Below are 4,089 nucleotides of genomic sequence, written 5' to 3' on the forward strand. Positions count from 1 at the left end.
GATCTGCAAGGGCCCCAAGCCCTGGAGTTCGAGAAACAGGGTCAGGGAATGGGAGGTCGCCGCGCCGGCCTCGCCCTGGTCCGGCTCGCCGCCCTGACGCCGCGCCACCAGGAAGCCCTGTTCGAGAAAAGCCAGGGGCAGGGGCAGAAAATCCACGCCGATTTCCCCCAGGCGCGCCCGGCACATCTGCCAGAGCTCCAGGTGCTGCACGGCGTCGCCGCTTTTCTCCAGGGCCTGGCGCAGGCCACCGAGCACCTCCTTCCCCAGCAGCGTCGCCAATTTGTTCGCCAGGGCCTCGCCCTCGACGCCGACGAGGCGCTGCGGCTCGCGCCGCATGAGCCGCAGCAAGGTCGCCAACAACTCGCCCTGCCCGCTGTCGAGCCGGCGCACCAGGGTCGCCTCGGCCGCCGGGTTGAGCAGCAGCGCGGGCAGTTCCGTCAGCACCTGCTGGATCCGCGTCAGGGCCGCGGCCGTGTCCTCGGCAAAGGGCGCGAGATGCCGGACCAACCCCTGACCCAGCACATCCAGAGCCGCCCTTGCCTCGGCCTGCCCGGCCGTCGCGGGTTGCAGGCGCGCCAGGGCCAGCAGCGCATCCACCACCTGGCGGCCGCCCTCGCCCAGGCTACCGGCGGACGGCGGCTGGCCGGACGCCAGCAGGCGCGGCAGGCGAACCAGTTCGGCGAGCAGGGGCTGAAGGTGTTCCCGAACCTGCGCCTGGCGCTGCTGCAACTGCCCCTGGAGATCAAGCAGGGCGTTTTTCAGCGAGCCTTGCGCCTGCGGCGCCTGCCCGGACAGCAATTGCCGCTCCAACGCCAGGCCCAGCTGCGCCGCCAGCTCCCGCAAGGCTCCCGCCGGCAAGGGCGTCGCCCCCTCCCGGCCGAGATGACCGGCCAATTGCGCCAAGGCCGCATCGGGCTTGGCGCCGGCCTGGCCCAGGGCTGTCGCCAGGCGCGCCACATCCAGGCGGTTGCCGAGCAGATGCAGGGCGCGCCCCAGGCGTTCGAGCAGGCCGCTGTCGAGGATGCGCAGCTTGAGCTCGGGATGGGTTTCGATGACCTGCAGGCTCAGGCGCTCCCCGGCGCGCAGGGGCACGCGGCTTTCCACCCAGATTTTGCGCTCGCCGAACTGCAGCAGCGCCTTTTCCTGCCCCCCCTCCTCGACGGTGGCGCGGATCATCTGGTGCAGCAGCAGATCCTGCTGGCGCTCCTCGCGGCTGAGTTGCGCAGGCTGGGAAACGGCATGCACGACGAGATTGGGTTGGGTGACGGGCGGCACGATATTCATGGACGTCTTATCGTCGCGGGCGCGGCGATTGTTTAATGATTTTTCGCCGGGGTGCTTTTATAATGAGAGGCAAGGACAGGAAAATTAAGATACTTTAAATTTTTTCTAATTCCCGGCGCCGCCGCCGCCGATAAGATGCCCGAGGCCGCAACAGCACGAAAGCACGCGGCCCTTTGAGGAAAGGCCCAATGTCCATGAATGCTCCCGCCGTCATCTTCGCGCACCGCCACGCCGATCTTGAGGCGCTGACCGGCCTCGCCGCCGGTGTTGGCCTGTTTGACGCCTTTCTGCCCTGCTCCGGCGAGCGGCAGCTCTTCGACCTGCTGGAACATCGCGAACCCGCCATGATTCTGTTCGCCTGCGCCGCCGAGCAGGTCGATGCCCTGCTGTGGCTCAAAATTCTCGGCAAACGCGACCGCTGGAAGGACATTCCCGTAACGGTTTTCGCCGGCGACGACCAGCTCGACGCCCGTGTCGCGGCCCTGGAGCTGGGCGCCTGCGAGGTGCTGAGCCTCGCTACGCCCTTGCGGGAAATCAGCGCGCGCCTGCACCGCCGCATGAAACAGCGCCAGGAGATGATTCGGCTGAAGAAATCCCGCGAGGATCTGGCGCGCGTGGCCCTCACCGACAGCCTGACCGGGCTGTGCAATCGCGCCTTTTTCGATGTCACCCTCGAATCGGAGGCGGCGCGCAGCGCCCGCACCGGCCTGCCCTACTCCCTGCTGATGATCGACGTGGATCACTTCAAGTGGGTCAACGACACCTACGGCCACCAACTCGGCGATACGGTGCTGCAAGGCATCGCCCGGGTGCTCAAGCGCTCTGTGCGCAAATCGGACATGGCTTGCCGCTACGGCGGCGAGGAATTCGCCCTGATCCTGCCCGAGACCGACATCCCCGCCGCCCAGGTGCTGGCGGTGCGCATTCACCGGGAAATCGCCGTGCTGGCCGCGAGTTACGACCATTTCCGCCACCCCCTCACGGTAAGCATCGGCATCAGCTGCGGCTCCGGCAAGGAGCAAGCCGATCCGGCCCTGCTCATCGAAAAGGCCGATTGCGCCCTCTACGCGGCCAAGCGCAACGGGCGCAACCGCACGGAAATCTTCAATCTGGGGAAAATGGATTTCAGTCCGGCGGAGGCCCGGGACCTGCGGCCGCCATCCAATCTGCGCATGTAAATCAGGGGAGCAAGAAGCTTCGAAGAGAGAACTTCAGCGCGGCCCGGCGACTTCGACCTTGGTGCGTAGTTGCCGGCGCTGTTCGGAAAAGCAGTGGGAAATGAGGGTTTCCTGATCCTCGTCATCCAGATCAATGAAATGGACCGCCACTCCCCAGGCGCTCGCGCCGCGCTCGACCACGCGCAGCACCCGTCCCTCGCAGCGCACCAGGGTGCGCGGGGGGCCCGGGATGCTCAGCTCGAAGCCCAGCTTCTGCCCCACCGCCGGGGCGAATTCCGCCGTGAACATCATGCCGCCGCCGCTCAGGTTGATCCGGTCGCTCGGCGCGCGAAACAGCTCGGGGATGTAATCGGGTTCGTCGCTACAGCGCCAATAGCGCACCGGCACGTCCACGTCGATGCGGAAATGCTCGCGCTTCTGCGGGTGCTCGTAGGCTTCCGTCGCCTCCAGCAGCAACTGGCGGTCGTTGACGATCTGGCGAACATGACCGTGCACGGAAATCGTGGGGCCGGCGGAAACGATGGCCAGCTTGAATTCGCCGCGCGGATCGATGTTCAGGGGCAGGGTGTTGGGGGGGAAATTGACCTTGATCACCGTCGCGGTGACCAGCTGAGCCAGGCCCTCGAAGGGCAGGGAGCCGGTACCGCGCGTCGGCACGTAAACCTTGACGGATTTTTGCCCCCCCAAGTGTTGCAGGGCGGCCTGGGGAGAAATCTTGTCCATGGGGAAAAATCAAGGCACCTGTCAGAAGTTGCCGCTGACCAGCGCCCCTCGCGCGGGAGCTCCGCTCCGATAGCCCGACATGGCGGCACGACCGTCGCGGGCCTGGGTCAGCTCGCTGGAAATGACGGACATCATGCCACGGATTTTTTCCGAGAGCAACCGGTTGTTGGCCTGCACCTGCTGCATCAGTTCCACCCGCCGGGCCAGGGGCGCGGCCAGCTCCGCCGCCGGCTCCACCTGACCGAGCAGGGCGAAAAACGTCTCGTCCAGCACCTCCGCCTGGGCCATGAGGCGGCGCAGATCATCGGCGAACGCGGCGATTTCCGCGGCGTCGGCACCCGACACCGCGCCGTCGAAGGCCTCCAAGGCCGCAAGAATCTCGCGATAATGGTGCGATGACTGCTCCAGCGCCTGCTGCAAATCGGCTGTGTTCATCAGAGCGCCACGGCCACCGCGCGCTGTTCAGCCGGCTGACCGGCGCGTTCCTTGCGCACGATCTCCGCCGCCTGCACCCAGGCATCGCGCAGTTCGTTCAAAATATTGAGCACCGGCGCCAGGATCTTGGCGTCGTTCCTGACGTTGGCGCGGGTGATCTCGCGCATCATGAAATCATAGAGCGCGGCCAGATTGGCGGCGATCTCACCACCCACCTCGTGGTTGAGGGTGGCGGAGAGTTCGGCGATGATGGCCAGGGTCTTGTCGATGTTTTTCACCTTGATCGCGCATTCGCCGCTCTCCATGGCGACAATTGCCTGATTGAGAAATCGGATGGCACCGTCATAGAGCATCACCAGGATCTGTTCGGGCGAGGCGGTCTGCACCTGGGTGCTGCGATAGTGATTGAGGTAGGCGTTCATGGCTTAGCGTCTCCCAAGATTGGAAAGCATGTTCATCTGTTGAGCCA

5 protein-coding genes are annotated in these 4,089 nt (G+C 65.7%); 1 reads left to right on the forward strand and 4 read right to left on the reverse strand.

The genetic code is table 11. The features are described 5' to 3' along the window. Window positions 1-1,284: hypothetical protein (locus tag QAT43_RS14485; RefSeq protein WP_305043800.1), on the reverse strand; the 1,284-nt coding region annotated here is incomplete at its 3' end. Window positions 1,285-1,472: 188 nt separating this feature from the next. Between QAT43_RS14485 and QAT43_RS14490 the strand changes: the two genes are divergently transcribed. Beyond that, window positions 1,473-2,462 carry a GGDEF domain-containing protein gene (locus tag QAT43_RS14490; RefSeq protein ID WP_305043801.1) on the forward strand — a complete coding sequence of 330 codons (990 nt, stop codon included), beginning with the start codon at window positions 1,473-1,475 and terminating at the stop codon, window positions 2,460-2,462. 33 nt (window positions 2,463-2,495) lie between these two features. Here the strand turns inward: QAT43_RS14490 and QAT43_RS14495 are convergent, their stop codons facing one another. The 3 genes from QAT43_RS14495 to fliS are packed head-to-tail and all read right to left on the reverse strand — an operon-like array spanning window position 2,496 to window position 4,042. After that, window positions 2,496-3,185: a flagellar brake protein gene (locus QAT43_RS14495; protein WP_305043802.1), complete on the reverse strand. Its 690-nt coding sequence runs from the start codon at window positions 3,183-3,185 to the stop codon at window positions 2,496-2,498. Window positions 3,186-3,206: 21 nt separating this feature from the next. After that, window positions 3,207-3,620 (reverse strand): hypothetical protein, encoded by a 414-nt coding sequence (locus QAT43_RS14500; RefSeq protein ID WP_305043803.1) that lies wholly within the window; start codon window positions 3,618-3,620, stop codon window positions 3,207-3,209. Beyond that, window positions 3,620-4,042: a flagellar export chaperone FliS gene (gene fliS, locus QAT43_RS14505; RefSeq protein ID WP_305043804.1), complete on the reverse strand. Its 423-nt coding sequence runs from the start codon at window positions 4,040-4,042 to the stop codon at window positions 3,620-3,622. The genes QAT43_RS14500 and fliS overlap by 1 nt, the downstream gene beginning before the upstream one ends. Between the last annotated feature and the right edge of the window lie 47 nt (window positions 4,043-4,089).

It is taken from the genome of Geoalkalibacter sp. (assembly GCF_030604225.1).
Classification (GTDB): domain Bacteria; phylum Desulfobacterota; class Desulfuromonadia; order Desulfuromonadales; family Geoalkalibacteraceae; genus Geoalkalibacter.

What these genes read in the sequence shown, in the direction of transcription:
- QAT43_RS14490 (WP_305043801.1), top strand. Translation starts at nt 1,473, where the DNA reads ATGTCCATGAATGCTCCCGCCGTCATCTTCGCGCACCGCCACGCCGAT.
- QAT43_RS14495 (WP_305043802.1), bottom strand. Translation starts at nt 3,185, where the DNA reads ATGGACAAGATTTCTCCCCAGGCCGCCCTGCAACACTTGGGGGGGCAA.
- QAT43_RS14500 (WP_305043803.1), bottom strand. Translation starts at nt 3,620, where the DNA reads ATGAACACAGCCGATTTGCAGCAGGCGCTGGAGCAGTCATCGCACCAT.
- fliS (WP_305043804.1), bottom strand. Translation starts at nt 4,042, where the DNA reads ATGAACGCCTACCTCAATCACTATCGCAGCACCCAGGTGCAGACCGCC.